General features: G+C 45.3%; 24 protein-coding genes and 1 riboswitch. Of the genes, 13 read left to right on the plus strand and 11 right to left on the minus strand.

From position 1 onward, the window contains the following. From rapZ to mgtE, 3 genes are all read left to right on the plus strand, one after another. Nucleotides 1–870, plus strand: a complete 870-nt coding sequence (rapZ, locus tag AB6E54_RS18200) for an RNase adapter RapZ (RefSeq protein ID WP_017063735.1) — start codon at nt 1–3, stop codon at nt 868–870. A 2-nt stretch (nt 871–872) separates the two neighbouring features. Next, entirely contained in the window at nt 873–1148 is a 276-nt protein-coding gene (locus tag AB6E54_RS18205) for an HPr family phosphocarrier protein (RefSeq protein ID WP_017066670.1), read from the plus strand. 148 nt (nt 1149–1296) lie between these two features. Next, entirely contained in the window at nt 1297–2652 is a 1356-nt protein-coding gene (gene mgtE / locus AB6E54_RS18210; protein WP_017058911.1) for a magnesium transporter, read from the plus strand. Between the two features lie 96 nt (nt 2653–2748). Here the strand turns inward: mgtE and pmbA are convergent, their stop codons facing one another. Continuing rightward, nucleotides 2749–4092, minus strand: a complete 1344-nt coding sequence (pmbA, locus tag AB6E54_RS18215) for a metalloprotease PmbA (RefSeq protein WP_017058910.1) — start codon at nt 4090–4092, stop codon at nt 2749–2751. Nucleotides 4093–4210: 118 nt separating this feature from the next. Between pmbA and yjgA the strand changes: the two genes are divergently transcribed. After that, a complete protein-coding gene (gene yjgA / locus AB6E54_RS18220; protein WP_017058909.1) occupies nt 4211–4735 on the plus strand; it encodes a ribosome biogenesis factor YjgA in 525 nt (174 codons plus the stop codon). A gap of 108 nt (nt 4736–4843) precedes the next feature. On the opposite strand, the gene thiQ is transcribed toward yjgA, so the two are convergent. From thiQ to mpl, 5 genes are all read right to left on the minus strand, one after another. Beyond that, nucleotides 4844–5548 carry a thiamine ABC transporter ATP-binding protein gene (gene thiQ, locus AB6E54_RS18225; RefSeq protein ID WP_102333029.1) on the minus strand — a complete coding sequence of 235 codons (705 nt, stop codon included), beginning with the start codon at nt 5546–5548 and terminating at the stop codon, nt 4844–4846. Further along, nucleotides 5548–7161, minus strand: coding sequence for a thiamine/thiamine pyrophosphate ABC transporter permease ThiP (thiP, locus tag AB6E54_RS18230; protein WP_170967441.1), 1614 nt, complete (start codon nt 7159–7161; stop codon nt 5548–5550). The genes thiQ and thiP overlap by 1 nt, the downstream gene beginning before the upstream one ends. Before the next feature lie 92 nt (nt 7162–7253). Further along, nucleotides 7254–8246 carry a thiamine ABC transporter substrate binding subunit gene (gene thiB, locus AB6E54_RS18235; protein ID WP_102333028.1) on the minus strand — a complete coding sequence of 331 codons (993 nt, stop codon included), beginning with the start codon at nt 8244–8246 and terminating at the stop codon, nt 7254–7256. Between the two features lie 53 nt (nt 8247–8299). Further along, nucleotides 8300–8419, minus strand: a riboswitch (TPP riboswitch). A 43-nt stretch (nt 8420–8462) separates the two neighbouring features. Next, the gene (locus AB6E54_RS18240) at nt 8463–9086 is read right to left on the minus strand and encodes a flavin prenyltransferase UbiX (RefSeq protein ID WP_016787846.1); all 624 of its coding nucleotides are present in this window, start codon (nt 9084–9086) and stop codon (nt 8463–8465) included. Nucleotides 9087–9124: 38 nt separating this feature from the next. Further along, complete coding sequence (mpl, locus tag AB6E54_RS18245) at nt 9125–10483, minus strand: UDP-N-acetylmuramate:L-alanyl-gamma-D-glutamyl-meso-diaminopimelate ligase (RefSeq protein ID WP_065584318.1); 1359 nt, start codon at nt 10481–10483, stop codon at nt 9125–9127. A 270-nt stretch (nt 10484–10753) separates the two neighbouring features. On the opposite strand from mpl, the gene fbp reads away from it, so the two are divergent. Further along, nucleotides 10754–11764 (plus strand): class 1 fructose-bisphosphatase, encoded by a 1011-nt coding sequence (fbp, locus tag AB6E54_RS18250; RefSeq protein WP_008220458.1) that lies wholly within the window; start codon nt 10754–10756, stop codon nt 11762–11764. Nucleotides 11765–11851: 87 nt separating this feature from the next. Here the strand turns inward: fbp and AB6E54_RS18255 are convergent, their stop codons facing one another. The 3 genes from AB6E54_RS18255 to AB6E54_RS18265 are packed head-to-tail and all read right to left on the minus strand — an operon-like array spanning nt 11852 to nt 17694. Beyond that, complete coding sequence (locus tag AB6E54_RS18255; protein ID WP_017069403.1) at nt 11852–12208, minus strand: gamma-glutamylcyclotransferase; 357 nt, start codon at nt 12206–12208, stop codon at nt 11852–11854. Nucleotides 12209–12226: 18 nt separating this feature from the next. Next, on the minus strand, nt 12227–15985 hold the full coding sequence (locus tag AB6E54_RS18260) for a translocation/assembly module TamB domain-containing protein (protein WP_372106824.1): 3759 nt from the start codon (nt 15983–15985) through the stop codon (nt 12227–12229). Continuing rightward, nucleotides 15982–17694 (minus strand): autotransporter assembly complex family protein, encoded by a 1713-nt coding sequence (locus tag AB6E54_RS18265; RefSeq protein WP_017063725.1) that lies wholly within the window; start codon nt 17692–17694, stop codon nt 15982–15984. Before AB6E54_RS18265 ends, AB6E54_RS18260 begins: the two co-directional genes overlap by 4 nt. A gap of 195 nt (nt 17695–17889) precedes the next feature. Here AB6E54_RS18265 and msrA point away from each other — a divergent pair, with 195 nt between their 5' ends. Next, nucleotides 17890–18519, plus strand: a complete 630-nt coding sequence (gene msrA / locus AB6E54_RS18270) for a peptide-methionine (S)-S-oxide reductase MsrA (protein ID WP_017058899.1) — start codon at nt 17890–17892, stop codon at nt 18517–18519. Nucleotides 18520–18629: 110 nt separating this feature from the next. Here the strand turns inward: msrA and AB6E54_RS18275 are convergent, their stop codons facing one another. Further along, nucleotides 18630–18830, minus strand: a complete 201-nt coding sequence (locus tag AB6E54_RS18275; RefSeq protein ID WP_017058898.1) for a DUF1107 family protein — start codon at nt 18828–18830, stop codon at nt 18630–18632. A 253-nt stretch (nt 18831–19083) separates the two neighbouring features. Here AB6E54_RS18275 and AB6E54_RS18280 point away from each other — a divergent pair, with 253 nt between their 5' ends. The 7 genes from AB6E54_RS18280 (at nt 19084) to AB6E54_RS18310 (ending at nt 24814) form a co-directional block, all read left to right on the plus strand. Beyond that, nucleotides 19084–19635 (plus strand): YtfJ family protein, encoded by a 552-nt coding sequence (locus AB6E54_RS18280; RefSeq protein ID WP_017063723.1) that lies wholly within the window; start codon nt 19084–19086, stop codon nt 19633–19635. 91 nt (nt 19636–19726) lie between these two features. Then, nucleotides 19727–20017: a DUF2607 family protein gene (locus AB6E54_RS18285; RefSeq protein ID WP_372100555.1), complete on the plus strand. Its 291-nt coding sequence runs from the start codon at nt 19727–19729 to the stop codon at nt 20015–20017. Nucleotides 20018–20057: 40 nt separating this feature from the next. After that, nucleotides 20058–20747, plus strand: coding sequence for a DUF2796 domain-containing protein (locus tag AB6E54_RS18290; RefSeq protein WP_372106822.1), 690 nt, complete (start codon nt 20058–20060; stop codon nt 20745–20747). Nucleotides 20748–20888: 141 nt separating this feature from the next. Then, the gene (locus tag AB6E54_RS18295) at nt 20889–21605 is read left to right on the plus strand and encodes an ABC transporter ATP-binding protein (RefSeq protein WP_372106820.1); all 717 of its coding nucleotides are present in this window, start codon (nt 20889–20891) and stop codon (nt 21603–21605) included. Beyond that, on the plus strand, nt 21602–22861 hold the full coding sequence (locus AB6E54_RS18300; protein ID WP_017067558.1) for an FtsX-like permease family protein: 1260 nt from the start codon (nt 21602–21604) through the stop codon (nt 22859–22861). The genes AB6E54_RS18295 and AB6E54_RS18300 overlap by 4 nt, the downstream gene beginning before the upstream one ends. Nucleotides 22862–22875: 14 nt before the next feature. Continuing rightward, nucleotides 22876–23391 (plus strand): DUF3299 domain-containing protein, encoded by a 516-nt coding sequence (locus AB6E54_RS18305; RefSeq protein ID WP_017058892.1) that lies wholly within the window; start codon nt 22876–22878, stop codon nt 23389–23391. A gap of 514 nt (nt 23392–23905) precedes the next feature. Beyond that, nucleotides 23906–24814, plus strand: coding sequence for a TIGR03899 family protein (locus AB6E54_RS18310; protein ID WP_372100553.1), 909 nt, complete (start codon nt 23906–23908; stop codon nt 24812–24814). A 163-nt stretch (nt 24815–24977) separates the two neighbouring features. Here AB6E54_RS18310 and cysC read toward each other — a convergent pair whose 3' ends face one another. Next, a complete protein-coding gene (cysC, locus tag AB6E54_RS18315) occupies nt 24978–25598 on the minus strand; it encodes an adenylyl-sulfate kinase (RefSeq protein ID WP_017067555.1) in 621 nt (206 codons plus the stop codon). Nucleotides 25599–25611: the final 13 nt, after the last annotated feature.

A 25611-nucleotide genomic window follows, 5' to 3' on the forward strand; every position in this document is an offset into this window, starting at 1 on the left:
ATGCGATTAATCGTGGTTAGTGGCCAATCAGGGGCCGGTAAAAGTGTTGCGTTACGAGTCCTAGAAGACTTGGGGTATTACTGTGTCGATAATCTACCAGTAAACCTGCTCAACAACTTTGTCGAATCGGTACGCGAAAGCAACCAAAACGTTGCGGTAAGTATTGATATACGTAACCTACCGAAAGAGCCTCAGTTAGTCACCGACACGCTCGAGCAACTCGAGTCAGCTACAAACATCGATGTTGATGTATTGTTCCTCGATGCCAGCAAGCAGACACTCCTTAAGCGCTACAGCGAAACCCGCAGAATCCACCCTTTATCAATTGGCCAAGAAAAGCTATCTCTTGAGCAAGCGATTGATTTAGAGAAGACACTTCTGACACCTCTCGCAGAGCACGCCAGCATTGTGATCGACAGCAGTGACTGCAACCTCTACGAATTGAGTGAAAAGGTTCGATTTAAAGTTGAAGGCAAAGAGAAGCAAGAGCTGATCATCGTCTTTCAATCTTTCGGTTTTAAGTATGGCTTGCCAAGTGATGCCGACTACGTGTTTGATGTTCGCTTTTTGCCGAACCCTCACTGGGAACCTGCACTACGACCACTAACCGGGCTAGATGCACCAATTCACTCCTTTCTAGAAGAACACTCAGAAGTTCTGGAACTCAAGCAACAGATCCAAGGCTTTGTTGAACAGTGGTTACCAATGTTAGAGAAGAACAATCGCAGTTACCTAACGGTCGCGATTGGCTGTACTGGCGGCAAACACCGTTCGGTTTATCTAACCCAGAAAATTGGTGAGTACTTTGAGCAACTTGGCCATCAAGTTCAAATCAGACACGCCTCCCTAGAGAAGCACCAACAGGGCTAACCATGGAATTAACTCGAACTGTACTGATCCAAAATCGCTTGGGTCTTCACGCTAGAGCAGCCGTAAAGTTGGTTGAGCTTGCACAAAGCTTTGATGCAACCATCACTATCCATAGCGAAGAAGATAAAACAGCAACAGCAGACAGCGTAATGGGGTTACTTATGCTGGAATCAGCGCAAGGGCAACATATTACGATTCAAGCTGCAGGTACCGATTCACAGCAAGCACTGGATGCCGTCTGTCATCTCATTGAAGACAAGTTTGATGAGGGTGAGTAGCGAAAACGCTTCACTCACAACGCCTAAGACTCAAACAACGAACCAACCAATATTAAATCTTAGTTCTATCTAAGTTTATGATTTAAATAAGCCCCAGAATTAAGTTACTATTCCAACCATTGTTAGAATAATGAGATAGGAGGAAAATATGGCAGAGCAATTAGAATTCGACCAAGCTCACCAAACCCTCCAAGAAGTCAGCGAAGCCCTAGAAAACGGCCGATTTGTTCACGTACGCCGACAACTTCAGGACATGGAGCCTGAAGATATTGCACACCTTTTAGAAGCCTCCCCTCGCAAAAGTCGTGACGTACTCTGGCAACTCACCGATCCTGAAGACTACGGTGAAATTCTTGATGAACTAAACGAAGACGTCAAAGATGCTCTTGTGTCGAAAATGGCACCTGAGACCTTGGCAGAAGCAACCGAAGGTATGGAAACCGATGACGTCGCGTACGTACTTCGAAGCCTACCCGACGATGTTTCTCGCGAAGTCCTTTCTCAAATGGACTCCGTCGATCGTGCATTAGTTGAAACTGCCCTGTCGTACCCTGAAGATTCAGCGGGTGCGATCATGAACACCGACGTAATCACGATTCGTGGTGATGTCGATGTTGACGTTGTATTGCGCTACATGCGTATGCGTGGCGAACTGCCGGATGCAACTGATGCTCTGTATGTTATTGATGAAGAAGAACGTCTTATCGGTAACCTATCACTTACCACGCTAGTAACGACTCAACCTGATGTCCCTGTTTCAGAAGTGATGGATGATGCCGACGAAGCGATCGCGGTAGAAACCAGTGCGTCAGATATCGCGAGCCTGTTTGAACGTCGTAACTGGGTTTCTGCGCCTGTCATCGATAGTAACCAGCACCTTGTTGGTCGTATCACCATCGATGACGTGGTTGATGTTATCCGTGAAGATGCCGAACACTCAATGATGAGTATGGCGGGTATGGACGATGACGAAGATACCTTCGCACCGGTCGTAAAATCTGCTCGTCGTCGTAGTGTGTGGCTTGGTGCTAACGTACTCGCAGCACTGGCGGCAGCATCTGTATCAAACATGTTTGAAGCAACGCTCGATCAAATGGCAGCGATTGCGGTTCTGATGACTATCGTGCCTTCGATGGGGGGTGTTGCGGGTAACCAAACCGTTGCTCTGGTGATTCGTGGTTTGGCACTCGGTCATATCGGTGACAGTAACAAACGCGAACTGCTACTCAAAGAGGCAGCCATCGGCTTCCTAAACGGCGTTCTATGGGCCGTTATCATTGGTGGTATCGTGGTGGCTTGGAAAGGTAACTGGATACTGGGAGGCATCATCTCAGCGGCGATGATGACCAACTTGATTGTCGCAGGTATTGCTGGTGTAACTATCCCAGTGATGTTGAAGAAGATGAATATCGATCCAGCCCTTGCTGGCGGTATGGCACTGACCACAGTAACCGATGTTATTGGCCTATCGGTGTTCCTAGGCTTAGCGACCATACTGATCTAGTTAGCATAAGCAGTTAGCCAATTTTTGGCGAAATACAGAAAACAAAAAGGGAGCCACGGCTCCCTTTTTTAATTCATCAGATTCGCTTTAATTGAATTACTCACCCGCGACTTTCATCGACTCAAGCAGGATAGAACCCGTTTGAATTTGCGAACGTGTTTCTACGTCGTTACCCACAGCAACAATCTGAGTAAACATGTCTTTTAGGTTACCTGCGATTGTTACTTCTGATACTGGGTATTGGATCTCTCCGTTTTCAACCCAGAAACCTGCAGCGCCACGTGAATAATCACCCGTTACGGTGTTTACGCCTTGGCCCATCACTTCAGTGACTAGGAAGCCAGTACCCAACTCTTTTAGCATCTGCTCAAAGTTTTGACCGGTCGATTTAACGAACCAGTTATGAATACCACCAGCATGACCGGTTGGCGTCATATCCATCTTACGTGCGGCATAGCTCGTTAGTAGGTAAGTTGCTAGCACACCGTCAGTGATGATTTCACGATCTTGAGTGAACACACCTTCGCTATCGAATGGGCTTGAAGCCAAACCACGCAAGATATGTGGTCGCTCAGAAATGTTAAACCAGTCAGGTAGGATTTTCTGACCGAGATGATCCAATAGGAATGACGACTTGCGGTAAAGGTTACCGCCACTGATCGCCATAACAAGGTGACCAATCAAGCCAGTTGCCACATCATTAGCGAACATAATTGGGTACTGGCCTGTTGGTAGCTTTTTCGCATCCAAACGGCTAATGGTCTTTTCTGCAGCTTCTTGACCTACACGCTCAGGCGTCCACAGCTCGTCACGGTGACGTGCAACGGTGTAGCTGTAGTCACGTTCCATTTCACCGTTAGCGCCTTGCCCAATCACGCAGCAGCTCGTGCTATGGCGACTTGAAGCGTAGCTTGCTAGTAAGCCATGGCTGTTACCATAAACCTTAACGCCATAGTGGCTATCGTAGCTTGCGCCATCACTCTGTTTGATCTTGTCGCTATAAGCTAACGCTTGCTTCTCAGCAGCAATCGCAATCTCAGCGGCATAGTCAGGGTTTGGTTCATCAGGGTGAAAAAGATCCAAGTCTGGAATTTCTTTTACCATGTATTCTTTTGCTGCAGGACCTGCAAATGGGTCTTCAGACGTGTACTGAGCGATATCAAGCGCAGCCGCGACTGTTTGAGCAATAGCCTTTTCACTCAGATCAGATGTAGATGCGCTGCCTTTTTTCTGGCCGCGATAAACAGTAATACCTAGCGCACCATCACTATTAAATTCAACGTTTTCCACTTCACACATACGTGTTGAAACACTTAAACCCGTTGACTTAGTAATAGCGACCTCAGCTGCGTCTGCACTCACTGATGCCATATCCAACGCTTTAGCTACTGCGGCTTCTAGCTCAACTCTTTGCTGGGCGACTTGCTGTTTTACATCCATATCTATTCTAATTTTTTAGGTCAATATTACGTAGGATAACAAGAATTTCGCTTTCTCCCCAAGATTCTTGCTAAAATAGGCAATATATTCGTTTGAGATAGTGACATAGGCAGAAAAGATGGCTCGCAAAAACCAAAAAGCCCCATGGGAACCAGAAGAAGAAATCATCTGGGTAAGTAAGACAGAAATGAAAACCGACATGGATGCCCTGCAAAAGCTGGGAGAAGAGCTTGTTGGTCTAAAGCCTTCTGTATTAGACAAATTTCCGCTGTCTGAAGATTTGGCACAAGCGATTAAAGATGCACAACGCTTTAAAAATGAAGCGAAGCGTCGTCAACTTCAATACATTGGTAAAGTAATGCGCAATGTCGATCCTGAGCCAATTCAAGCGGCTTTGGATAAAGTACGTAACAAACACTCACAAGCAACAGCTGAGCTACACAAGCTTGAGCAACTGCGTGATCGTGTTGTTGCTGAAGGTGATGCGGCTATTTCAGAAGTAATGGAAATGTACCCTGAAGCAGACCGTCAGCGTCTTCGTCAGCTAGCTCGCCAAGCTAACAAAGAGAAATCAGCGAACAAGCCTGCAAAGTCTTCTCGTGAGATCTTCCAAATCTTAAAAGAGCTAAAGCTAGAAGACTAATCGTTATCTCGCTTTACTCATAGAGTGAATAAAAGACCTAGCGCATGCTAGGTCTTTTTGTTTTCTACGTACTCAATATCAGAGAGATTAAACAAAAGTGATGAGTCGTCACTCACCCGCTTTAACAAATGAGCTTAATTCTACCTGTGGATGATCCGCCGTCAGTGCCTCTATCGAGTCTTCAACCAACACCTGACCTAGCGCCACAAACACAAACTTATTCGCGATACTGCGTGCGTCACCTAAATGGTGAGTCACCATCAAGACCGTAATATTTCGCTCTGCCGCTAATCGCTTCACTAAGCTAAGCATCTCTTCGCGAAGCAAAGGGTCAAGCGCAGAGAAAGGTTCATCAAGCAGCCAAATGTCATGTGGCTGAACAAAACAACGCGCTAACGCGACACGCTGGCGTTGACCACCGGATAAGTGCTCAGGCAATCTATCCAAATACTCTGCAACACCTACTTGTGCGGCTGCTTGCTCAACTTTGAGCTTTTGGGTTGCAGTAAGCTTTAAACCTGGATGCAGACCTAAACCAATATTTTCTCGCACCGTAAGGTGAGCAAACAGGTTGTGCTCTTGAAACAACATCGCCAACGGACGCTGATGTGCTTCTTTACCAATAAGCGACTGCCCAGCCACTGATATCTCACCCGATGTAGGCTCGATGAAACCAGCAACTAGCGCCAACAGTGTAGACTTACCCGCACCACTCGGCCCCATAAGCGCAACAATATCGCCCTGCTCAGCTTGAAAATCAAAGCTAAACAACTCTCTGTGATAGTGGTAATCCACATCTTTCATCACTAACATCATCGGTTCCTTAATTCTTTAGCATCGAGCTTAGATCTTCGAGTAAATAAGAATTCTATTAAGCTAAAGCTGCCGACACTCAATAACAGTAAGCTCACAGAAACTACCGCCGCCGCTTCCATTTGATAGCTGCCTAACAATTGGAATAGGTACAAAGGCAGAGTTCTAAAATCTTGGCTACCAAACAAAGCAATCGCGCTTAAATCACCCATCGCCAACATAAAGCTGATCGAGAAGGCTTGCGCCATCGGCTTACGCAATGCGCGCCATTCCACGAGCCTGAATCGAGTGAAGCCAGTCATCCCTAAACTCGCACACACATACTGATACTGCTGAGACAGGTGCAGCATAGGTTGAGCCAAGGTTTTAATTACGTAAGGCAGCGCCATTAAACTGTTGACGGCAATCACGACAAAGAAAGCTAAACTGAATACATCGGTGAATGAACGCAGTAATAAGAAGATACCCGTACTGATCACCAGCCCCGGAGTCACTAAGATAATAGTGCCAATCAGCTCGATTTTATCGGCTCGAAAATTCTTGTTCTGTAAACGCCATGCTCGGCTAGTCAGCAGTATGGCGATACCAATACCAACTGCGATAACACTTGCTAATGACGCGACTTTAACCGAGGTCATTAACGCCGCCCAAAACGGCTCGCTGCTGAGTACGGTTAATGCCTGTGAGTTAATTCCACTGACGATAACCATAGCTAATGGCGGCAATACCAGCATTGAGACTATGATGATCCAAAAGCTATCCCAAGCTTTTGACCACCAGCTGTCCTTAACCAAATATTTCTCTTCCGACAGCTGACTGGCCGTCACTGAAATAGGCTTCGATAGGCGTTGAATGCTCACCGCTAGCACACCACACAGCAGCATTTGCCATATCGCGAGCAAGGCACCAGCTTGAAGGTCAAAGTCGAATTTAATCGCCTGATAAATAGCGAGCTCGATAGTGGTTGATTTAGGTCCACCGCCTAGCGCCATCACGGTAGCAAAGCTGGTAAAACACAACATGAAGACTAAGCCACACACATGTGGTAATTGCTGCCTTAAGCGAGGCCATTCAACCCATCTGAATTTGTTCCAATGACTCATACCCAAGTGAGCACAAAGCTTGTGTTGCTCGGCAGGCACGGTATCTAACGCTTGCAGAAGTAAGCGACTGGCATAAGGCAAGTTGAAGAAAACGTGCGCCAGCAAAATACCATTCAATCCGTATATGGAAAATGGCAATTCAATATCGAAGTTCGCCAAAAACTTAGCTAACCAACCACTATTGCCATAGATCGCAAGTAAGCCAAATACACCCACTAACACTGGCAGGACTAAGGTCGACGCGAACAGCCTTAACAACAAAGCGCGTCCAAAAAATTGTCTACGACACAGCGCATGAGCAATAGGTATAGCAAAGCCAACACTCAGCACCGTTGAGAGTGTCGCCTGATAAAAACTGAATTTCGTTACATGCCAATAGTAGGGATCGGACCATACTTGGCTGATATCAAGAGAAGGGGCATTGCTAAGCAATGCCCCAACTGCTGAAACCACGAAGGCGGTAATGAGTATCGCTACCCAAATCCCAACCTTAGGTGTTTTCTTTATCATAGATTGATTTTTTACCGTAAATGATTCGCTCAGTTAACATCGAACAAACCTTTAAATACAGAAAGTTAGAAAGCTAATTTTTTAAAAGCAAATTAAAAAGTAAGTGCACTCTGCCATTCACGAATCCATGGCTTACGCTTAGCTGCAATTTCTTCGGGCGTAAAGCTTAGCGCTTTCTGAGGAACCGTAAGTTGCTCGAACCCTTTTGGAAGCTCAATATCGGTCACTGGGTACATCCAGTTGCCTGTTGGCATCGCCGATTGGAATTCATCACTTAGGATAAACGCCATAAACTCATCAGCAAGCTTTTCGTTCTTGCTGCCTTTAACCTTAGCGGCCACTTCCACTTGAGTGTAATGCCCTTCTTCGAAGCTTGCTGCTGCATACTTAGAATCGCTTTCAGCAATAATGTGGTAAGCCGGAGACGTTGTATAAGACAACACTAAATCCGACTCGCCTTCTAGGAACATAGAGTAAGCTTCAGACCAGCCTTTGGTTACAGTCACTGTTTTCTGAGCAAGCTTCTTCCATGCTGCTGTCGCTTCATCACCGTATACTGATTTCATCCAAAGCATCATGCCTTGGCCTGGTGTTGATGTACGTGGATCTTGGTAGATGACCTTAAGTTCATCACGCTGCTCAACCAGTTCTTTCAAGCTCTTCGGCGGGTTTTCCAGTTTCTCTTTATTGTAAACAAAAGCAAAGTAGCCAAAGTCATAGGGTACAAAAGTGCTGTCGTTCCAACCATTAGGAAGCGTTACCGATGACGTATCAACATTATGCTCAGCCAATAAGCCCGTCGCTTTCGCTTCAGCCATCAGGTTGTTGTCGAGACCTAGCAAGATATCGGCTTTGCTGTTGCCGCCCTCAAGACGTAAACGGTTCAGAATAGACACGCCATCTTCTAGAGCGACAAAATTCACATCACAACCACACTTCTCTTCGAATGCTTTTTCAACGGCAGGACGAGGGCCCCAATCCGCAGCAAAAGAGTCATAGGTGTATACAGTCAAAGTGTTGTCTGCAGCAAAGGCAGAAAAAGAAATAGCTGTAGTAACAGCAAGGGTAGTTAATGTGAATTTCACTGGACGCTCTCCATGGTCTGAGCGGCACAGGTTTGAGGGAGGAGAACGGTAGAGGTTGTTCCTAACTCAATTCCTACGCCAGCATTATCTGGTTCAGGTTTACGGGTCCCAAGCACCTGCTTGATCTCAGCTCGCATTCATTATTTGAATGGTTCGCTCCCCGATGAGTGTTCAGAATTGTAATTTGATTTTTAACAATAAGCTATCAAGTTTGGATCAATTACGTTGATCGTAACCCCAACGTGGCACTAAACCTTGTTCGATACCAAGGTGATCTAGAATACGCGCCACCATAAAGTCGACCAGATCTTCAATTGACTTGGGTTGATGATAAAAACCCGGAGCTGCAGGCATGATCGTTACGCCCATGGTCGAAAGTTTGTGCATGTTCTCGAGATGAAGCGTCGAAAATGGCGTCTCGCGAACCACCAACAACAATTGGCCTCGCTCTTTCATGACTACGTCTGCTGCTCGCTCAATCAGGTTATCTGATAGACCATGAGCAATCGAAGCCAAGCTTCCCGCTGAACATGGACAAACGACCATCTGTTTAGGTGCTGCTGAACCAGAGGCAACCGGCGAGAACCAATCATCTTTGCCACACACCACCAGCTTTTCAGGGTCGCAGCCAAGATGTTTAACCAAAGCTTGTTTCGCCGCATCTGGCCCAGCAGGTAACTTAAGTTCATGCTCGGTCGCCAATACCACTCGCGCTGCCGATGAAATCAGCAAGTAGACCTGATAGTCGGCTGCCAAAAGGCATTCAAGTAAACGCAGGCCATAAGGCGCACCAGATGCGCCAGTGAAAGCAAGGGTTATCGCTTTATCGTGTTTTGTCATGTTCTCAATTACTTCAAATTATAAGGTCGTGGATGCCGTTAGCCTTTGAGTGCCAATCCATCCAACAGTTTTTGATGAATGCCACCAAAGCCACCATTACTCATTACCAAAATTTGGTCGCCAGCTTGTGCCTCTGAGACAATTTTAGCAACGAATGCATCCATGTCATCACTCACGTGTGCCGGTTGGTGACAAGCGTCTGCAACATCTTGAACTGACCAATCAATGTTATCCGGTTGGAATAAGTAGGTAGAATCCGCCTGCTTCAACGAATCAGCCAGTATTTCTTTGTGCACACCACGTTTCATGGTGGCAGAACGAGGCTCTAAAACGGCAATGATTTTCTTAGTGTCGACCTTATTACGTAATCCCCCGAGCGTAAGTTCAATCGCCGTTGGATGATGAGCAAAATCGTCATAAACAGACACACCTGCCACCTCGCCTTTAAACTCCAAACGGCGCTTAGTATTAATAAAGGTAGCTAGTGATTCACAAGCAAGGTCAGGTGTCACGCCCACATGACGTGCAGCTGCAATCGCCATCAAAGCATTATTTACGTTGTGGTCGCCCACTAAATCCCAATTTACGGTTCCAACACATTCATTTTGGAAGTAAACCTCAAATTGAGAGCCATCTTTGACCAGTTTCTTGGCATCCCAGTCGCCTTGCTCGCCACTCGATTCAGTTTCACTCCAGCAACCGCGAGCTAGAACATCTTCAATAGCGCTGTCTTGCTTAGGTGAGAAAATGCGACCATTGCTTGGCACAGTACGCACCAAATGATGAAATTGTCGCTTAATCGCTTCAAGATCGTCAAAGATGTCCGCATGATCAAACTCTAGGTTATTCATCACTAAGGTTCTTGGGTGGTAATGAACGAACTTAGATCGTTTATCGAAAAAAGCACTGTCGTATTCGTCGGCTTCTACCACGAAGAACATGCTTTCACCAAGGCGAGCAGAGATACCAAAGTTACCCAACACTCCGCCAACTAAGAAGCCCGGTGCATAGCCACAGTCTTCCAAGATCCAAGCCAACATGCTTGATGTCGTGGTCTTACCGTGCGTTCCCGATACCGCTAACACCCAACGGTCATGCAGTAAGAACTCTTGCAACCACTGAGGACCAGAGGTGTATCTAAGGTTGTTATCCAACACATACTCAACACACGGATTACCGCGGCTCATTGCGTTACCGATAACCACGAGATCTGGCCTTGGTTCTAATTGGCTAGGGTCGAACCCTTCAATAATTTCAATCCCTTGTGATTCCAACAAGGTGCTCATTGGTGGGTAAACATTCGCGTCACTACCCGTAACCTTGTGACCTAATTGACGAGCCAATACCGCAGCACCACCCATGAAGGTGCCACAAATTCCTAAGATATGAATATGCATAAATTGCTTCCAAACGCTTGGCTAAATAAACAGTGCCTAATTAAAACGGCTTGCACTCATTATCATTAAATGGCGATTAAAAGCGAGCGGCAATGCAAAACAAATTGAGTCGACATAGTAAGTGAGATCTGTGTCGCTTAGTTCATTACCATTAAAAAGATCTAACCTTTAGAATTTAGGTAAGCGTCTAGATGAATAAAGCCCACTCAAGAGGCCGAATCTACAGTGCTCAAATCCCCCCTAATATTGAGAGAAGTTTAAGGAAATAACATGTCTGAGATGCGCACCCTTGGTGAGTTCATTGTTGAGAAACAGAGTGACTTCCCCCATGCAAGCGGTGATCTATCATCCCTTTTGTCGTCTATTCGACTTGCTGCAAAAATTGTTAACCGTGAGATCAACAAGGCTGGCCTAGTCGACATCACTGGCGCTGTTGGTACAGACAACGTGCAAGGTGAAGAGCAGCAAAAGCTAGACCTTTACGCGAACGACAAATTTAAAGCGGCTCTAGAAGCCCGTGACCAAGTTTGTGGTGTTGCAAGTGAAGAAGAAGACGAAGCTGTCGCCTTCAATAAAGAGCTCAACAAAAACGCAAAATACGTTGTACTGATGGATCCACTAGATGGCTCATCAAACATCGATGTAAATGTATCGGTTGGTACAATTTTCTCTATCTACCGTCGAGTATCACCGATCGGTACACCACCAACACAAGAAGATTTCTTACAGCCCGGACACAAGCAAGTAGCCGCGGGTTACGTGATTTACGGTTCTTCAACCATGCTTGTATACACAACTGGTGCTGGCGTAAATGGTTTCACCTACGATCCATCTCTGGGTACTTTCTGTCTATCTCATGAAAACATGATGATTCCAGACGAAGGCAAGATCTACTCGATCAACGAAGGTAACTACATCCGCTTCCCAACCGGTGTTAAGAAGTACATCAAATACTGTCAGGAAAGCGAGCCAAGCGATAACCGCCCTTACACGTCACGTTACATTGGTTCTCTTGTGTCTGATTTCCACCGTAACTTGCTAAAAGGCGGCATCTACTTATACCCAAGTACAGAGAGCCACCCTCAAGGTAAATTGCGTTTGCTTTATGAATGCAACCCTATTGCTTTCCTTATGGAGCAAGCTGGCGGTATTGCATCAGACGGTGCACAGCGTATCATGGATATCAAACCAACTGAGCTACACCAACGTGTGCCTTTCTTCGTTGGTTCAACAAAAATGGTACGTAAAGTAGAAGAGTTTCTTGAGCTGAACCCTGAGTAACCCTCTCATTTCATTCTCAAACTAACGCTATTAAAAAGCCAGCACCTCAGTGCTGGCTTTTTGTTGTCTCGTAAGGTGATTAACTAGTTAGGAATCATTGTTCCGCTGACACCAGTTACCCGAAAGTATTTCTTTATTAGCTGTTAGATCAAGCTGATACAAATATACCCATGCTAATCCAAATATAGTCTCTATTTGCTCACGACGATACTCAACAGGAACATCTTCTAGCCGATCGAGCGACTCTAAAATTTCGTCGTTAATGATATAGACCTCACCAGCGACACTTTTCTTTCCCAAAATCATCGCCGGATAGGCACCTAAATCAAAAAGTGCGTATTCCTTAGGTGTATCAAACTGCCCTAATAAATCGCAGCCCTGCAAATAATGGTGATTGGACTGACCTTGCCTCAAGGTTCCATAGACAAAAACAAGATGCTGCATATGCCCTCCCATACGGCTCTACTCGAACTCAAATTGATAGAGAAGATCCACAGCACTGTCTAGGCCAGAAACAGCTTCAACATAGAGATCCTGCATCAATCTATAACGAACGGTAAACTCACCTAACGAGTTAAAGATACCCACACCATACTTCACCTGTAAGCCAGGCAGGATGTAACCACTTACCGTCACTTGAGAGTCATCGCCAGAGCCTGCAGTATCCAGTTGCAAGTCCTTTACACCAAAGGCTTCACCGATTTCACCAACAACCTTACCACTCTTCGCTAAACTCAAACCGATTAAAGTCGTTGTCATCGAACCGCTCGACTCACCGTCGATATCTTGGCCACGCAAAATATAAGACAGTGCGTTCGCTTGTGGCATCGCTGGGTCAGAATAAATCTCGATGGTAGGCTCTGTCGCAGGGCCAGTCACTCGAATACCAGCGGTCACGTCATCCTGAGTATTATCAGGATTACGAATCGCGTTGATGGCTACGTATGGCTGATCCGGTGGTCCATTCATTAGGATCTTACCCTCTTCGATCAAGAGGTCTTGCCCGAATGATTGATAAGTACCATCGACGATGTTCACTTCACCTGTAATAAATGGACCTTGGTCTTTTTGAGCCACGTTGAGCTTACCGACCAAATCACCTTCAAGACCGAAGGCAGACAGTTTAAAGTCATCACCAATGGAGATATTAATGTTGGTCATCACATTGAATGGAATCGTATCTTCGTTTTCTGGCTCTAGATCTTTATTCAAAATAACCTGATCAGAAGAGACGCCAACCGCTGACGGTGGTAAATCTTCAACAACAATTCGTCCCCATGGTAATGCAATATCACCGGTGATTTTCGCCAGATCTGGTGTGACATCAATAGTCATATCAGGTACGACCTTCACCTTAACCATCGGTGGGATATCAACCATCAACTCATCAGCGAAAACTCTAACGTTCGAATGCCATGCTTTAAGATCTTGCCAATCTCCGGTTCCCTCAATATCAAGGTGACCATCAGGTGTTTCGACATTCGCATCCAGTTTTGCACTATAACCATCAAAGTCGAGGTCGATGCGGCCATCTTTCACATCAACAGGCGTAACATCGCCTTTGACTTGAATACCATCAACAGAGAATTGACCAAAGACTTGAGGGTGCATCAGAGAGCCTTTAACTTGAAGATCACTCTCAAGGTCGGCTTTCAATAAGCTGTATTCACCTAGAATTGGTTGTAAGAAATCAAGATGGAACGTGGTCAGCTTAATTGCCGCATCGACCATTTTGTCTTCGGCAAGAATATCCGGTAACGACACCGTGCCAGACAGGTCACCATTGTCGGAAACATCCAACTTAAAATCGGCATCCAGTTTGTTGTCTTTCAGTTGGGCATTCAATGCAACGCTTTCCCAACCCAGTGTGATTGGCTCACCCACTTGTTGAACAACCTGACCTTTCGGCATATCAACGCTTACCGTGACTTCAGGCTCATCTTGTTCAGACCACTTTGCATGAGCAGTCGCATTGACTAAGCCCTGTAATTGCGTCTCTTTAGGCACAAAGGCTTTAATCTGCTCGAAATCGAATTGATTGATGGCTACCTTGGCCTCACCCGATTTTCCGACACGAACGTCTTCATCCAAACACACGCTCGAACCCGATTGTTTCCAACAGTGCGCTTGAACATCGGCAAACTGTTTATCAACATCCGCATTTATCGCGACAGGTTGATCTAACACCCAAGGACCTTGCTGAGTGGTGATTTTGACTCTGTCTAACGATCCATACCAAATAAGAGAAGGCTTTTGAATCAACTCTCCGGAAATAGCTAAGCTTGTAGACACGATGTCGGATATCACATCAAGTGTCACTGTGTGTTTCTTCTCACCACCACTCACCGTGAGATCAATGCTTTTTACGCTCTGATCTTGATAGGTTAGGTTGTTAGCTTTTAATTCAAGATCAGCTTGAGCTTCAGGCAATGGCAGAGGAACCACAGAACCATTAAGCGACAAGGATTCTAGTGTTGCTTCGTTATTCCAATCTACCTTATCCACATTTAGAGCGAGATCGACTTCAGGCTTTTTCGTTAGACCACTGAGCTGGATGTTACCAATCACTTTACCTTTCAAATCAGGGACGCTTTTTACAAGCTCAGGGAAGTGAATCTCAACACCCATGTCCCATTTCTTATCAAGCTCACCCTGAGCCTTAATCGAGTTAACACCGTGAGCTAAGCTCAAACCACTGGTTTTCAGTTTTGGTTCACCGCTCGCGCTGCGATCCGACGCTGACAACTGACCTTCGATATCCAGAGGGTATTCTCGCAAGATCCCTTCAATATCCAATTTAGGCAGTTCAATCGCCCAGCCGCCCGCTTCCGTCAACTCACCCGAGGTGACGATGCTTCCGCTAATGTTGCCCTCGGCTTCAGGCCACTGCAGACCCGGCTGAATATCTTTGAGTGTCACGTCAGCTTGCCAGTTAACGAGACTCTTCCAGTTCGCTTTAACGACACCGTTAAGCTCACCGCCTAGCGTGTTGAGCTTTAGACGCTCGAGCTCAATTTGTTCCGTCGTGCCTTTACCCTGTAGATCAATGGCTAATTCAGGGATTTCCTTACCATCGGCTTCACCTTTAAGAAGAACATTGAAACCATCTAGTGAGCCATCAGCTTTGAATTGCTCAATTGTCGCTTGGTAATCGCTTTTTCCGGTAAGGGGCCACTGTGCTTGTCCGCCCTCTAAAAGAAGGTCAAATGGCAGAGTCGGTTCTAAGGGTTGAATATCCCCAGACAGCTTTGCCTCAATCAATTCAGAAAACTCGGAATCTAGGTTTAGTTTAGCTACGCTACCTTGCGCTTTCAGGGATAGCTTCTGCCCAGCAAGGTCGGTTTCTTTCACTAACGCATCCAAAGACAGCTCTAACGGGTAATCACCTTTAAGCTCAACCTTCGTCGTTAGATTTGCGCTTACTTGTGGCATATCGAGTTCGAGAGTTGAAACATCAACCGTGTGTTTACCCGCGCGTGCCTCTAGTCCAAGGTGATTAACAACGATTGGTGTTTCTTGTTCTAAGGTGAAACGGTTGAGGTCAAAACGCTCCAACACAACCTGCAAAGGAATTAAGACTTCAGGTAACTCGATAGCCGTTTTAGTGGCAGCCTCTGGTTCTACCGTTTCTGTTTGCGGTTCTTCTGTCGATTCAGCAAGCTTAATTTTTAGGTCATTGAACAAGGTTGGCGATACCGTCAGCGTTTCTCCCTGCATGCTCAGAGCCGTTGAGAACAGGCTCCATTCAATTTCATGCCCTAAGATATTCAACTTGATATCAGATAAAGCGATACGGTTGATTACGATTGGCAGCGGTGTTTTTACCGATGTTACGGGCGGAGTCGGTTCTGTTTCTTCTGTAGAGGCCGGAGGCAGTTCAGTAAATGCGAAGTCCAACCCTTGAATCGCTAAACGATCGACACACAGCTTAGGGTCGAGCAGACAGCGAGGGTTAATAGCCAAGTTCAGCTTTTGAACTTTGGTGTCGATATGCAGGCTGTCATCTTTAAACTGAACATTATTAAGCGTAAAACTCGGGAACAGAGCCCCTTTAGTGCTTTCCACTTTAAGCTGTGGCAACGCTTTTTCAGCGCCCCACAACACAGTGTTCAACCCTGGATTGGTGAACAAAACAAAACCTAGCAAGGCTATCAACAACAGCAAAATAGACGTCAATGAGATCGACGTCCACTTGATGCACTTGCCCATCACTTTGATCATAATTCTGGCCCTAAACTAAAGTGTAACTGGAACTCATCACCTTTTTCTGCATCTAGACCCCAAGCAAAATCTAAACTCACTGGACCAACAGGTGACGCCCAACGAACGCCGACACCGGTGCCGTGTTTCCATTCGGGTTTGTCATTAAATGCATCACCAATGTCGTAGAATGCTGCACCCCACCAGTTTCCAACCAAGCGGTATTGGTATTCAAACGAGCTGGTTGCAATGAATTTGGCACCCGTTAGTGCGCCACTTTCATCTCGAGGAGAGATCGACTCATAACCATAACCACGAATGCTATTGTCACCACCAGCAAAGAATCTTAGGGAGGGAGATAGCTTATCAAACTCGTCGGCAAAGTTGCCGCCAAATTGAAGTCGAGTTAAGCCTCGGTGATTGTCGCCAATGCTTCGAATCCAAGCGGTTTGACCTTGAAAACGAACAACCTTAGTTTCAGATAACAAGGTATCATCACCCGCTTCAACCATAATGGTTTGTTTATCGCCCCACATCGGCATCGAACCGCCTCGCGTTCGAGTGCGTGAGAAAGAGATACCCGGCAGCACAAATTGCGCTAAATCATCCTGCAAACCTTGCTCATAGTTTTCGACCAAGTATCGAATGAAGACCGTGCGTTGCCAACCGTTATCCAGTCGCCAATATCTTTCTAGCGCTAAGTTTGACTCCAAACTCTTGGTATCACGATTATCCAAGTTTTTCATACCGTACTTAACTTGATAGTAGTCGTTCAGCACGTCATCCAGAGGGATTTTATAGGTAGCGGTAATCGTCTGTTCAGGTTTAGAAATCGACAGGCTGCTATTGAAGCTATGGCCTTGTTCATTAACCCAAGGTTTTTTCCACTTCAGAGTGCCTTTTACGCCAAGGTCGGTTGAGACACCGATACCCGTTTCGATTTGGTTACGAGCTTGCGGAGCAAGGCTAACCTTCATCGGGATCTCTCGGCCTTCGCCTAACTGGCTTAAATCTGGTTCAACAAATACCGAGGAGAACCAATCCGTATTGGACAGGTTTTGGTTGTACTCACCGACTTTGGTGATTGAGTAAGGTTCGCCATCCTCAAATGGTTTAAGTGACTGCACCTTATCTTCTTCTATCTGGCTACCAGTAACCTGAGTAGTACCAAAGTGATAGCGGATACCACTGTTATAATGAAGACGAACATAAGCGCGGTTCAATTCAGGAGCGACTTCTAGCTTACTAAGATCATAAGCACCATCGAAGTAGCCTTTCGCTAAGCCAAGGTTGCGGATCGACGATTTCAAAGAGTCATAATTACCATGATTCAGAGTCGAACCTTTAGACAAGCTACTCTTCGCTATCAAGGCTAAAAAGTCTGGGTCATCCTTGGCTTCACCAGTTAGAACGATATCTGAAGTATAAATAACAACAGGCTCTCCCGGCTCAACCGTAACGGTCATTTCGGTATCATCTTCGGAGTGAGTAAATGTGATTTTAGGGTGGTAGTAGCCTAACGCATTCAGGGCTTCTTTAATCATAGATTCCAAGCGGGATTGGAATCTTAGTGAAACCGAATACTCTTCTTCAGGGATCGCACTCAGATAAGCATCAACATTATCCTCAAGCGCTCCATCTAGCCCTTTGATTTCAAGGGAAACGTCAGCGAAAGCAAGCGTCGATGACAATAGAGTGCCAATCAGAACTGGTAAAGTTTTTCTTATCATGTTTAATTGGTGAAGAAGTTATCAATACGTTAATAAGTGAAAAGAAATAATACCGCTAAATAGGCATTGAGTCTGTAATAAATCCTGGAATAACACGGTCTAATTTAAAGACTTATTCAATATTGACCAACAGTTAATATGAACCCACGTTAAATAAAAGCCAGCGCGGTAAACGTATGCGAAAAGGAATATAACATGCTAAACAAACAACAACTGGTTTCTGCAGCAACCGCACTACCGGGAAATGCTGACCCAATTCGAATCACTGAGCGCCATTTCGTCAATCAAACCGACCTGCTCGATGCACCCACGGGCTCTCAACAAGAAGTCCTGTTTGGTATGGGGTGCTTCTGGGGAGCTGAGCGTTTGTTTTGGCAATTGGATGGCGTTATTTCAACATCCGTTGGTTACGCTGGCGGATACACAGTTAATCCCACTTATGAACAAGTATGTACTGGGCAAACCGGCCATACCGAGGTCGTTCGTGTCATATTTGATAGTGAACAAACCTCTCTAGCTCGAATACTTGAAACCTTTTGGGAGCGTCATGACCCAACTCAAGGGATGCGCCAAGGCAACGATTTAGGGACTCAGTACCGTTCTGCGATTTACACCTTCAGTGAAGAACAACAATCTATCGCTGAGCACTCTAAACGTGAATATCAACGAGCAATGACTGAATCTTTAGGCAACGAGATCACGACGGAAGTTCTGCCTGCTGGAAAATATTTTTTCGCAGAAACCTACCACCAACAATACCTAGCTAAAAATCCGAATGGGTATTGCGGGTTGGGTGGAACAGGTGTGTGCTTCCCTCCACAATAAAGTGCCGTTCGACATACCATCGTGAACGACACGCATTAAAAAAGGGCTTCCATCAGGAAGCCCTTTTCATTGTTAATCTATTCGGTGCAAGACAAATCGATAAAGCTCAGTTACACCGGCAACGCTGCAATGGTGCCGTTAACTTCTTTAAAAATAGTGAGCTTTTGTTTGTCTGAAACTTCAGGAAGTAGCACCTTGCCTTGGTCGAAGCGAAACTCTCCAACACCTTCAATAGCAAATTGGCCTTTGAACAGGACTTTAACGAAACGCGCCACCTGACGTGGACGGTAAGTAGAAAATTTTCTTAACATAATACAACCTCAATTCCATTTGAGTACTACAGTCACATACCTGAACAGCGTCGCTGTTCAAAGCACATTTAATCGCTAATTCCTTTAGCAAACAGCAAGATAATCTATTGTTCATCTTGATATTGATGCATTATACCTTTTGGTAACAAGCCTGCAACTTCTTTCTACGTCGTACGATAAAAAAGTTAAAGAGGCATTTTTCAAATTTCATATTATACTTCCTGTGCAAACCAATAAGCGGAACAAAAATATAATGAAAAACAAAACTCTACTGGCTTTTCTAGCCGCAGCCTCTCCACTCTTCGCCAATGCTCACAACCTATCAGTAGGCGCTACCCTGCCTGCCGTTGATGTGAGTAACTATGGTGAGATTGTTCTAAACGACGGAAATACTGGATATCAAGCTTGGGCAACCAATGATCTTCTAGGAAAAGTTCGCGTCGTTCAAGCTATCGCTGGCCGCAGCAGCTCTAAAGAGCTCAACGCACCACTGATGGCAGCCATTACCGCATCGAAATTCTCAGAAGACAGCTACCAAACCACCACTATCATCAACCAAGATGATGCGATTTGGGGTACTGGGTCTTTTGTTAAGTCGTCTGCCGAAAGCAGCAAAGAAGAATTTCCATGGTCTTCTATGGTCCTAGATGAAGACGGCGCCGTTGCGTCAACATGGGCTCTAAAAGAAGAAAGCTCAGCGATTATCGTTCAAGACAAGCAAGGTAAAATCTTGTTTGTAAAAGAAGGTGCATTAAACGAATCAGAAGTCACTCAAGTCATTGAGTTGATTAAAGCGAGCCTTTAATAAGATATTCGCGTCTTTTTCGAGACCTAACCAAAGGATATTGTTATATTATAACAGTATCCTTTTTTTAATTCTGTGGTTAATCATCCTGATGTGGCAAAACACACCCAACAATGTGAAACGAAAAACAGGCTTCTTGCTTGGGCTTATGCTCATGTTAAGCGTGTTAGCCGCAACACACATTGTGGATATCGCACCAGAGCACCACACTTCACACCATTGTGAGCTGTTTTCGCTTAATCAGTTCATCACAGCGCACTCACTACCACAGATTCCAGAGTTACATTCGGAATTTACTGTCGCTATTACAGAGTCAGTAACTTCACTACAGCGGCTATATTTCGCTTATTTGGCACGCTCACCTCCTGTAAATATCGCTTAATTACCACTACTTTTTAATTAACCTTTATTCAGGAAAAAACATGAAACCTACTTTTTTAGCCGTTGTTATCGGCATGACTGTCTCTACAAATGCTCTAGCTAACGAAGAATTCCGCTCTCATGATGCACACGTACATGGCCAAGTTGAAGTAAACATCGCGCAAGATGGGCAAGAATTGCTTGTTGAAGTAACAGCTCCAGGCGCAGATGTGGTTGGGTTTGAACATGCTCCAAAAACTGCAGAACAGAAGAAAGTGTTTGAACAGGCTATCGCACAATTAAACAAGCCAGAAGAGCTGTTTAGTTTTAACAATGCGAGTTGTACTCTGAAGTTCAAGTCAGTAGCAAACGCCTTAGAAGGCGGTCATGACGACCATGAAGGCCATGACCATGCGGAACACGGTCATGGCGACCACAAAGACCATGATCACGCTGAACACGATCATGACGACCACAAAGACCATGACCACGCTGAACACGATCATGATGACCACAAAGACCATGACCACGCTGAGCACGATCATGAAGGCCACGATCACTCAGAAGGTGGCCACGGTGAGTTCACTGTTGAGTACCACTATGAATGTTCAGATGTTGCTAAGCTAGACACAGTTAGCACTCAGTGGTTCTCTAAGTTCAGCAACACTGAAAAAATGACGGTGAACCTACTAACAGACACAGCTCAAGTACAAGAAGTGCTTAACGCAGAGCGTATTAGTTTCCGATTCTAATCACTCCTAGATCGGATTAAACGTAAAATAAACAGCCAGGTAAGTCATCGCTTACTTGGCTGTTCAAATCGGTGTGTTCCTGGGAATTTATGTTTCAAATTACTGTCCAGTAGATACACCGCTTTAATTATTGGAGCTAGCATGTCTTCTGACAGTTCATCACTTGTGGTCAAACTCGAAAATATCAGCTTTCGTTGGAAGCCTGAATTACCACCAACGCTAGAGATCCCCTCTCTTCACATCCAAGCCCAAGAGCACCTTTTTATTAAAGGGCCAAGTGGTTGTGGAAAATCAACTTTGTTAGGGCTACTGACCGGAATCAACCAAGCTGAGCAAGGAGAAGTCTCTATCCTTGATCAAGACCTCACTCAGCTTACACCTCGTCAAAGAGATAAATTCAGAGCCGATCATATTGGTTATATTTTCCAACAATTTAACCTGCTTCCTTATCTATCAGTTATCGATAACGTGACGCTTCCTTGCCAGTTTTCACAGATTCGTAAACAGCAAGTCGCTGAAAGCCAGAAAAGCTTACAAGAGACGGCTCGAGAGTTGTTACTCCGATTAAAGCTACCTCAAGCTTTAATGGACAAGCCCGTTACCGAGTTGAGCATCGGTCAACAACAACGTGTTGCTGCCGCTCGTGCTTTGATCGGCCAACCCAAAATCATTATTGCCGACGAGCCAACCTCGGCTTTGGATCATGAAAACCGAGAAGCTTTTATCGAACTGTTGTTAGAACAAGCCAACCAGGCAGGTTCTACTCTTATCTTTGTTAGCCATGATCCAACACTAGAAAAGTTGTTCACTCGAACCATAGATTTAAAAACCGTTAACCAAGCTAAGGTTGTCGTATGAAAGTAATTACTCACTTAGCCTTAAAAAGCGTACTCAACCGTAAAGCCACAGCCATTCTAACTATTCTCACTGTGGCTGTATCCGTCATTCTATTACTCGGTGTGGAACGTGTAAGAACCGAAGCTAAGAGCAGCTTCGCCAATACGATTTCAGGTACTGACCTTATCGTCGGTGGCCGCTCTGGTCAGGTAAACCTGCTGCTTTATTCCGTATTTAGAATCGGTAATGCGACCAACAACATCGACTGGAAAAGCTATGAAGAATTTAGCCAGCACAACGCAGTAAAGTGGGCGATACCAATATCATTGGGCGATTCACACAAAGGCTTCCGTGTGATGGGTACAAATCATAGTTACTTTGAAAACTATCGCTATGGAAGTAAGCAATTACTTACTTTCCAACAAGGTAAAGAGTTTAATCAGCTATTTGACGTAGTGATTGGTGCCGACGTCGCGAAGAAGCTAGATTACAAAATAGGTGATCAAATCATTCTTGCGCACGGTATCAGTGATGTTGCGTTTAGCCGTCACGATAATCTGCCCTTCAAGATTGTGGGAATACTCGCGCCAACAGGAACACCAGTAGACAAAACCGTACACGTATCGCTAGAGGCAATCGAAGCAATTCATGTTGGCTGGGAATCAGGTGCCAACCTCGGGCACACACCGAATGCTGAAGCGCTAAAGCAACGTGACTTCCAACCGAAGCAGATTACCGCGATGATGGTTGGCCTTAAATCGAAGATCCAAACCTTCGCACTGCAACGAGAAATCAATAACTACCGCCAAGAACCTTTAAGCGCCATTATGCCGGGCATTGCGCTTCACGAATTGTGGGGAATGATGGCTGTAGCAGAACAAGCATTACTGATTGTTTCAGGGTTTGTTGTTGTCGCCGGATTATTGGGTATGCTCAGTAGCCTACTCACTAGCTTGCAAGAAAGGCGTCGAGAGATGGCTATCCTACGTGCGATGGGCGCAAGACCTCGTCATGTGTTTGGTTTACTGATCAGTGAAGCCAGTGCACTAACCTTCCTTGGCATTACACTAGGTGTTGCAGTGCTGTTTGCGCTGATCGCAGTGGTTGCTCCTATTGTGCAACAAAGTTATGGTATCAACATATCGATATCCGCAATCACACCGCATGAGTGGAAACTGCTTATGCTGGTACAAGTTGCCGGAATCATTATCGGCTTTATTCCCGCTTTCAGGGCTTACCGCCAGTCATTGTCTGATGGCATGACGATTCGAATCTAAAATAGGAACCTACGATGCAACGCAAATTCCTACTGATACTTGGGCTACTTCTGTTCCCATTTATCAGTACAGCTCACGCTGAAACCACTCAGAATGACGAATCGGTATTAACACTTGAATGGATTGATTTGATTCCAGAATCAGAACGTGCTCAGCTAGATTCATTTGGTATGCCGATGGTTGACCACAATAGTATGGACAAACCTCAACAATCGACACTTGGTGCTGTTCGCCCAGAGCTGAATGGCAGCACAGTGAAGATTCCTGGCTTTGTGATTCCATTGGAAGGTGATGAGAATATGATCACTGAGTTTCTGCTGGTACCGTACTTTGGCGCATGTATCCACGTGCCACCGCCGCCACCGAACCAAATCATCTACGTGAAGTTCCCGAAAGGTGCACCAATACAGCAGTTATGGGATGTGATCTATTTGGTCGGAACGCTGAAAACTGAGTCAATCAGCCATGACTTAGCGCAAACCGGTTATCTTATTGAAGGTACTGCGATTGAAGAGTATGACGACATGTAGTCATTAGAAGGGTGGCTCAAGGATGAGCTGCCGTCACTGAACGAGTGTGATTATTCAATAACAGTTTAATAACGATAATTTTCTTCTGAATTACGCGATGTAATTAGATAAGTAAGCTAGAACAGCGACATAAATCGCGAGTAATAACCCTATACTAAGCTGTTTCTTCAGCTTGTTATCATTGACTTGATTCATAACTCCTCCTTGAGAATTACAACAAATTTAACATTTTATTATCATTAACAAAAGTAAAATTTTGTTGAAACCTTCAACTATGCTCGCAAAATCTAGCCACCAATAAGATAAAGAGTTACATTTTAGACAGTTATACCAATCACAATAAGTAAGTGTTCAGAAATAGCGTAGGAAAAAGCCTTGAGAACAAGGCGGAGCTTTTTGATAAGTAGTTATTCTACAATCAAAAGTTCTAACGCCGTTATCGAGCGTTTTAACAAGCTAGAGCGAGCAATTATTTACTACGATTGGTCTTGAGTCGTCTCCTAACGGTACTCTTATGTCAGAAACCAAACAGCCAGTGATCATTGAGCATGCTAGCGACACACAGCATAAGCATGAGAAAAAGCCTCATATTGCCGACAGTGCCAGCAGAATGCTGCACATCGCACAAAGCTTCGGCCTCGATTCCTTAATTAGTCATAGTGCCAAGCCAAAGGATAAAGCTGAGAGTACGCTTATCGAACGGGCACTATTGCGAGAGAAAAAACGTAGAGAGCTTCGCCAAAAGAACCTAGAACAGATTCTAAAGTTGGCGCACTCTTCATGTAAGGATGAAGCGGCTGGAGACCCGGATCAGGACTGGTTATACCGTTTCTTCGACATGGCCCAAGAGATCCACAATACATCGATGCAGAGGCTATGGGCTCAAGTACTGAAACGAGAAGTCACCAACCCAGGCTCGACGTCGATGAAGGCACTGCAAATCTTAAAAGACATGACACCAAAAGAAGCGTTAACCCTACAAAGGGCAGCATCACTGGGTTGTAGCTTTGGTAGCGATAACAGCAGAAAGCTCTTACTCGGCTTTAAATCTCATGCTGGGCTATTCAACTTTGGCAAAAGGGACACCACCAACACCATCAACCTTGGTGGGCACAACCTGCCCTACTCCAGCTTGCTCCACTTGATAGAGCTCGGGATTATTCTGGGCACAGAATTAGAATCCGGAGAGATTGATTTCGATCCAGCCCTGCACCTAACCTATCAAGGTAAGAGCATGTCACTGGCACCATTATCAAAAGGCGTGAAGCTGGTTTACTACCGATTCAGCCCTACAGGCAATGAGCTTTGTACCTTGCTCGGTAACAAGCCAAACACGCAGTATTACGATCAACTGATTGCACTATTGAGCCAGAAATTCACAGTACAGACAGAAGTGAAAAGCAGCGTAAATTACACCGTCTAGACACTCGACGGAGCTAAAATAGACGGTGTAAAAAGTGAAGTATAGAGAGGAATAAAGAGAATCTAGAGGATAGGTTTCTTGTCTCGGTAAACTAAGGCTGCACTATTTATCGGTCGTGAATAAACAGATAAACAGCTGAGTAGCCTTAGTCATACCAACGATCTCAGTTGGCTAAGATATTTCGCTTCTCCAACGCATCAATACACAGTTCGACCAATTCATCGAGTGTCTTCTCACCTGCAGGTAGATCAATCTCAGGGTTCTGAGGCGCTTCGTACACTGAACTAATACCTGTAAAGTTCGGGATCTCTCCGGCACGTGCTTTCTTATACAGACCTTTAGGGTCACGCTGTTCGCAAACCTCTAATGGAGTATTGACGAACACCTCAAGAAACTCACCTTCCGGCAATAAATCTCTCACGAGTTGCCTTTCAGCTTGATGCGGAGAAATAAAGGCTGACAACACGATCAAGCCTGCATCTGCCATCAATTTAGCAAGCTCACCAATACGACGGATGTTCTCTCGACGATCTTGCTCAGAGAAGCCAAGGTCGCTACATAAGCCATGACGCACATTGTCACCATCCAATAAATAAGTATGGTAACCAAGCTGTGCCAAACGATTTTCTAATGCTCCAGCGACTGTCGATTTACCAGAACCAGACAACCCCGTGAACCAGAGCACGGCTGGCTTTTGTGATTTCAGATCCGCGCGAAATGTTTTATCAATCGAGTGTTGATGCCACACAACATTCTCATCTTTGGGTTTGAGTACTGCGGTCATAATTAGTCCTTTA

The sequence above is a fragment of the Vibrio sp. 10N.247.311.49 genome (genome assembly GCF_041467655.1).
GTDB classification, from domain to species: Bacteria; Pseudomonadota; Gammaproteobacteria; order Enterobacterales; family Vibrionaceae; genus Vibrio; species Vibrio crassostreae_C.

Coding starts and splice junctions, on each gene's coding strand:
- rapZ (WP_017063735.1), top strand. CDS start 1: ATGCGATTAATCGTGGTTAGTGGCCAATCAGGGGCCGGTAAAAGTGTT.
- AB6E54_RS18205 (WP_017066670.1), top strand. CDS start 873: ATGGAATTAACTCGAACTGTACTGATCCAAAATCGCTTGGGTCTTCAC.
- mgtE (WP_017058911.1), top strand. CDS start 1,297: ATGGCAGAGCAATTAGAATTCGACCAAGCTCACCAAACCCTCCAAGAA.
- pmbA (WP_017058910.1), bottom strand. CDS start 4,092: ATGGATGTAAAACAGCAAGTCGCCCAGCAAAGAGTTGAGCTAGAAGCC.
- yjgA (WP_017058909.1), top strand. CDS start 4,211: ATGGCTCGCAAAAACCAAAAAGCCCCATGGGAACCAGAAGAAGAAATC.
- thiQ (WP_102333029.1), bottom strand. CDS start 5,548: ATGTTAGTGATGAAAGATGTGGATTACCACTATCACAGAGAGTTGTTT.
- thiP (WP_170967441.1), bottom strand. CDS start 7,161: ATGATAAAGAAAACACCTAAGGTTGGGATTTGGGTAGCGATACTCATT.
- AB6E54_RS18240 (WP_016787846.1), bottom strand. CDS start 9,086: ATGACAAAACACGATAAAGCGATAACCCTTGCTTTCACTGGCGCATCT.
- mpl (WP_065584318.1), bottom strand. CDS start 10,483: ATGCATATTCATATCTTAGGAATTTGTGGCACCTTCATGGGTGGTGCT.
- fbp (WP_008220458.1), top strand. CDS start 10,754: ATGTCTGAGATGCGCACCCTTGGTGAGTTCATTGTTGAGAAACAGAGT.
- AB6E54_RS18255 (WP_017069403.1), bottom strand. CDS start 12,208: ATGCAGCATCTTGTTTTTGTCTATGGAACCTTGAGGCAAGGTCAGTCC.
- AB6E54_RS18260 (WP_372106824.1), bottom strand. CDS start 15,985: ATGATCAAAGTGATGGGCAAGTGCATCAAGTGGACGTCGATCTCATTG.
- AB6E54_RS18265 (WP_017063725.1), bottom strand. CDS start 17,694: ATGATAAGAAAAACTTTACCAGTTCTGATTGGCACTCTATTGTCATCG.
- msrA (WP_017058899.1), top strand. CDS start 17,890: ATGCTAAACAAACAACAACTGGTTTCTGCAGCAACCGCACTACCGGGA.
- AB6E54_RS18275 (WP_017058898.1), bottom strand. CDS start 18,830: ATGTTAAGAAAATTTTCTACTTACCGTCCACGTCAGGTGGCGCGTTTC.
- AB6E54_RS18280 (WP_017063723.1), top strand. CDS start 19,084: ATGAAAAACAAAACTCTACTGGCTTTTCTAGCCGCAGCCTCTCCACTC.
- AB6E54_RS18285 (WP_372100555.1), top strand. CDS start 19,727: ATGTGGCAAAACACACCCAACAATGTGAAACGAAAAACAGGCTTCTTG.
- AB6E54_RS18290 (WP_372106822.1), top strand. CDS start 20,058: ATGAAACCTACTTTTTTAGCCGTTGTTATCGGCATGACTGTCTCTACA.
- AB6E54_RS18295 (WP_372106820.1), top strand. CDS start 20,889: ATGTCTTCTGACAGTTCATCACTTGTGGTCAAACTCGAAAATATCAGC.
- AB6E54_RS18300 (WP_017067558.1), top strand. CDS start 21,602: ATGAAAGTAATTACTCACTTAGCCTTAAAAAGCGTACTCAACCGTAAA.
- AB6E54_RS18305 (WP_017058892.1), top strand. CDS start 22,876: ATGCAACGCAAATTCCTACTGATACTTGGGCTACTTCTGTTCCCATTT.
- AB6E54_RS18310 (WP_372100553.1), top strand. CDS start 23,906: ATGTCAGAAACCAAACAGCCAGTGATCATTGAGCATGCTAGCGACACA.
- cysC (WP_017067555.1), bottom strand. CDS start 25,598: ATGACCGCAGTACTCAAACCCAAAGATGAGAATGTTGTGTGGCATCAA.